This is a genomic window from Arthrobacter sp. AOP36-C1-22 (assembly GCF_052377515.1).
In the GTDB taxonomy this organism is placed as follows: Bacteria; Actinomycetota; Actinomycetes; order Actinomycetales; family Micrococcaceae; genus Arthrobacter_H.
This window is the reverse complement of sequence record NZ_JBQSWW010000054.1, coordinates 1-5,507: the sequence shown is the minus strand read 5'-3', so window position 1 is coordinate 5,507 and position 5,507 is coordinate 1. Positions and strand designations below refer to the sequence as shown.

Here is a 5,507-nt window from a genome sequence, read left to right as displayed (position 1 = left end):
CGGGTGTTTGGTTGGCTACCAGGAGTTGTTGTCCGGCAACCGCATAGTGGACGCAGCATATCTTGCCCACACAACCCGAAAGCCGTGTGGTGAATTGTGGTGTAAGTCATCGGCCTATTAGTACAGGTCAGCTCCACGGGTCTTTAGTCCCCGCTTCCACGTCCTGCCTATCAACCCAGTGGTCTAGCTGGGGGCCTCTCACACTCAAGGTGTATGGAAATCTCATCTCGAAGTGGGCTTCCCGCTTAGATGCTTTCAGCGGTTATCCCTTCCGAACGTAGCTAATCAGCGGTGCACTTGGCAGTACAACTGACACACCAGAGGTTCGTCCGTCCCGGTCCTCTCGTACTAAGGACAGCTCTTCTCAAATTTCCTGCGCGCGCAGCGGATAGGGACCGAACTGTCTCACGACGTTCTAAACCCAGCTCGCGTACCGCTTTAATGGGCGAACAGCCCAACCCTTGGGACCTACTCCAGCCCCAGGATGCGACGAGCCGACATCGAGGTGCCAAACCATGCCGTCGATATGGACTCTTGGGCAAGATCAGCCTGTTATCCCCGAGGTACCTTTTATCCGTTGAGCGACGGCCGTTCCACAACGTGCCGCCGGATCACTAGTCCCGACTTTCGTCCCTGCTCGAGCTGTCACTCTCACAGTCAAGCTCCCTTGTGCACTTACACTCGTCACCTGATTGCCAACCAGGCTGAGGGAACCTTTGGGCGCCTCCGTTACTCTTTAGGAGGCAACCGCCCCAGTTAAACTACCCATCAGGCACTGTCCCTGACCCAGATCATGGGCCGAAGTTAGGAATCCGGTACGGCCAGAGTGGTATTTCAACGATGACTCCACGAACACTGGCGTGCCCGCTTCAACGTCTCCCACCTATCCTACACAAGCCGCACCGAACACCAATACCAAACTATAGTAAAGGTCTCGGGGTCTTTCCGTCCTGCTGCGCGTAACGAGCATCTTTACTCGTAGTGCAATTTCGCCGAGTTCATGGTTGAGACAGCGGGGAAGTCGTTACTCCATTCGTGCAGGTCGGAACTTACCCGACAAGGAATTTCGCTACCTTAGGATGGTTATAGTTACCACCGCCGTTTACTGGGGCTTAAATTCCCAGCTTCGCCCCGAAGGGCTAACCGGTCCTCTTAACCTTCCAGCACCGGGCAGGAGTCAGTCCGTATACATCGTCTTGCGACTTCGCACGGACCTGTGTTTTTAGTAAACAGTCGCTTCCCCCTGGTCTCTGCGGCCCCGATCCCCTCACACCAGCAAATGGTGTTCAAGGTTGGGGCCCCCCTTCTCCCGAAGTTACGGGGGCATTTTGCCGAGTTCCTTAACCATGATTCTCTCGATCGCCTTAGTATTCTCTACCTGATCACCTGTGTCGGTTTGGGGTACGGGCGGCTTGAACCTCACGTCGATGCTTTTCTTGGCAGCATAGGATCACCGGATCACCCGCCGAAGCGGGCGCCTATCGGGTCTCAACCATCATGAACGGCGGATTTACCTACCATTCGGCCTACACCCTTGGACCAGGACGATTCCATTGCCTGGCCCGGCTACCTTCCTGCGTCACACCTGTTAATACGTTGACCTCCCTGGCTCGGGTCCCGCGCCTTGCACCCGGTACCTTCCCCGAAGGGAAGATGGTGGGTGCTCGAGGCGGTTAGCATCGCCAGTTCAGTAGGGACGGTTCTTCACCGGTACGGGAATATCAACCCGTTGTCCATCGACTACGCCTGTCGGCCTCGCCTTAGGTCCCGACTCACCCAGGGCAGATTAGCTTGACCCTGGAACCCTTGATCATTCGGCGGACGGGTTTCTCACCCGTCTTTCGCTACTCATGCCTGCATTCTCACTCGTGCCGTCTCCACCACTGGTTCACACCGTGGCTTCACTGCCGGCACGACGCTCCCCTACCCACCCAGGCGGCTGGACCACGAAGGCCTACCTATATACCTGGATGACGCAACTTCGGCGGTGTGCTTGAGCCCCGCTACATTGTCGGCGCGGAATCACTTGACCAGTGAGCTATTACGCACTCTTTCAAGGATGGCTGCTTCTGAGCCAACCTCCTGGTTGTCTTCGCAACTCCACATCCTTTTCCACTTAGCACACGCTTAGGGGCCTTAGTTGGCGTTCTGGGCTGTTTCCCTCTCGACTATGAAGCTTATCCCCCACAGTCTCACTGCTGCGCTCTCACTTACCGGCATTCGGAGTTTGGCTGACGTCAGTAACCTTGTAGGGCCCATTAGCCATCCAGTCGCTCTACCTCCGGTAAGAAACACGCAACGCTGCACCTAAATGCATTTCGGGGAGAACCAGCTATCACGAAGTTTGATTGGCCTTTCACCCCTACCCACAGCTCATCCCCTCCATTTTCAACTGAAGTGGGTTCGGTCCTCCACGCGCTCTTACACACGCTTCAACCTGGCCATGGGTAGATCACTTCGCTTCGGGTCTAGACCGCGCCACTGAACGCCCTGTTCAGACTCGCTTTCGCTACGGCTTCCCCACACGGGTTAACCTCGCGACACGGCACTAACTCGCAGGCTCATTCTTCAAAAGGCACGCCGTCACCACAACAAGGTGGCTCCGACGGATTGTAGGCACATGGTTTCAGGTACTATTTCACTCCCCTCCCGGGGTACTTTTCACCTTTCCCTCACGGTACTTGTCCGCTATCGGTCATCAGGAAGTATTCAGGCTTACCAGGTGGTCCTGGCAGATTCACACGGGATTTCTCGGGCCCCGTGCTACTTGGGATACCAATACAAAGCGGCGGAGAACATTACAGCTACAGGACTAACACCCTCTATGGTCCGGCTTTCAAACCGATTCGCCTATGCACCCGCACCTCACTCCTCCAGTCCGGCAGAACTGGAACGACTGGTCCCACGACCCCGCCCATGCAACGCCCGCCGGCTATCACACATGGAACGGTTTAGCCCCATCCGCGTTCGCTCGCCACTACTAACGGAATCACTATTGTTTTCTCTTCCTGCGGGTACTGAGATGTTTCACTTCCCCGCGTTCCCTCCACGCAGCCTATGTGTTCAGCTACGGGTCACACGACATGACGCCGTGCGGGGTTTCCCCATTCGGAAATCCTGGAATCAAAGTCCGGTTATCGACTCCTCCAGGCTTATCGCAGATTCCCACGTCCTTCTTCGGCTCCTGATGCCAAGGCATCCACCATGCGCCCTTAGAAACTTGACCACAAAAAGGTCAATTCACAAGAGCATTTGATCGAGAGAACCACCAACAACCACACCCCGTAAGGCGCCCTGCTGGGGGTTCTCAAATAAATTGCTTTCGCAAACACGATAAAAAAACCACATAACCACCACCGGCCCGAAGGCAAAAGGCAATCACATGGCATCCATCGTCCTTGCAAGATGCTCGCGTCCACTATGCAGTTGTCAAACAACAACCCCGTCACACCCACCACCACGACACCAAAAGATCATCGCGGCCTAGGCCATGCGCGGGAGCCAAAACAAACCAGAACCAACCCCCCACCACCAACACACGGTCGATACCAGGAAATCGGGCCTGTTGTTTCAGGGCCCAACAGTGTGCCATGGACTCAGAACCCACCAGCCCCCGCATCGTTCCAACACCACCAAAGCAGTGCGTACTAAACAACAGGGAACCAAAGATCCCAAGCCACAATCCGTTGACATTCCACCCATGAGCGCCCGCCTACCAACACAAGTGGCAGAAACGGGCTGAACTGAACACCACCACCAGGACATGCGCCCTAAATGGTCAATGCTAGTTGCTCCTTAGAAAGGAGGTGATCCAGCCGCACCTTCCGGTACGGCTACCTTGTTACGACTTAGTCCCAATCGCCGGTCCCACCTTCGACGGCTCCCTCCCAAAAGGGTTGGGCCACCGGCTTCGGGTGTTACCAACTTTCGTGACTTGACGGGCGGTGTGTACAAGGCCCGGGAACGTATTCACCGCAGCGTTGCTGATCTGCGATTACTAGCGACTCCGACTTCATGGGGTCGAGTTGCAGACCCCAATCCGAACTGAGACCGGCTTTTTGGGATTAGCTCCACCTCACAGTATCGCAACCCATTGTACCGGCCATTGTAGCATGCGTGAAGCCCAAGACATAAGGGGCATGATGATTTGACGTCGTCCTCACCTTCCTCCGAGTTGACCCCGGCAGTCTCCCATGAGTCCCCACCACTACGTGCTGGCAACATGGAACGAGGGTTGCGCTCGTTGCGGGACTTAACCCAACATCTCACGACACGAGCTGACGACAACCATGCACCACCTGTGAACCGGCCCCAAAGGGGAAGGACTGTTTCCAGCCCGATCCGGCCCATGTCAAGCCTTGGTAAGGTTCTTCGCGTTGCATCGAATTAATCCGCATGCTCCGCCGCTTGTGCGGGCCCCCGTCAATTCCTTTGAGTTTTAGCCTTGCGGCCGTACTCCCCAGGCGGGGCACTTAATGCGTTAGCTACGACGCGGAAAACGTGGAATGTCCCCCACATCTAGTGCCCAACGTTTACGGCATGGACTACCAGGGTATCTAATCCTGTTCGCTCCCCATGCTTTCGCTCCTCAGCGTCAGTTAATGCCCAGAGACCTGCCTTCGCCATCGGTGTTCTTCCTGATATCTGCGCATTTCACCGCTACACCAGGAATTCCAGTCTCCCCTACATCACTCTAGTCTGCCCGTACCCACCGCAGATCCGGGGTTGAGCCCCGGACTTTCACGGCAGACGCGACAAACCGCCTACGAGCTCTTTACGCCCAATAATTCCGGATAACGCTTGCGCCCTACGTATTACCGCGGCTGCTGGCACGTAGTTAGCCGGCGCTTCTTCTGCAGGTACCGTCACTTTCGCTTCTTCCCTACTGAAAGAGGTTTACAACCCGAAGGCCGTCATCCCTCACGCGGCGTCGCTGCATCAGGCTTTCGCCCATTGTGCAATATTCCCCACTGCTGCCTCCCGTAGGAGTCTGGGCCGTGTCTCAGTCCCAGTGTGGCCGGTCACCCTCTCAGGCCGGCTACCCGTCGTCGCCTTGGTAGGCCATTACCCCACCAACAAACTGATAGGCCGCGAGTCCATCCCCCACCGATAAATCTTTCCACCACCTCCCATGCGGAAGGAAGTGAATATCCGGTATTAGACCCAGTTTCCCGGGCTTATCCCAGAGTCGGGGGCAGGTTACTCACGTGTTACTCACCCGTTCGCCACTAATCACCCGGTGCAAGCACCGGGGTCATCGTTCGACTTGCATGTGTTAAGCACGCCGCCAGCGTTCATCCTGAGCCAGGATCAAACTCTCCGTAAAAAATTACAGACACAACCAACATCCCAAGGGAAAACAAGGGAAGGGCTGCACCAAGTTACATAAATCCCGGCAAATATGCCTCCACGGATACACGGGGTGCACCCATAAAGACCATTCACCAATTTATAAAAAAATCGGTGTCAACAAACATGGCACACTATTGAGTTCTCAAACAACAGAC

The 5,507-nt window shown here is 55.7% G+C and carries 2 rRNA genes; both read right to left on the bottom strand.

What is annotated here, in order from left to right:
* Positions 1 to 96: 96 nt before the first annotated feature.
* A 23S ribosomal RNA gene (locus ACT3S6_RS15805) occupies positions 97 to 3,226 on the bottom strand.
* Positions 3,227 to 3,799: 573 nt separating this feature from the next.
* Positions 3,800 to 5,326, bottom strand: a 16S ribosomal RNA gene (locus ACT3S6_RS15800).
* The 16S and 23S rRNA genes sit together here, the layout of an rRNA operon.
* Positions 5,327 to 5,507: the final 181 nt, after the last annotated feature.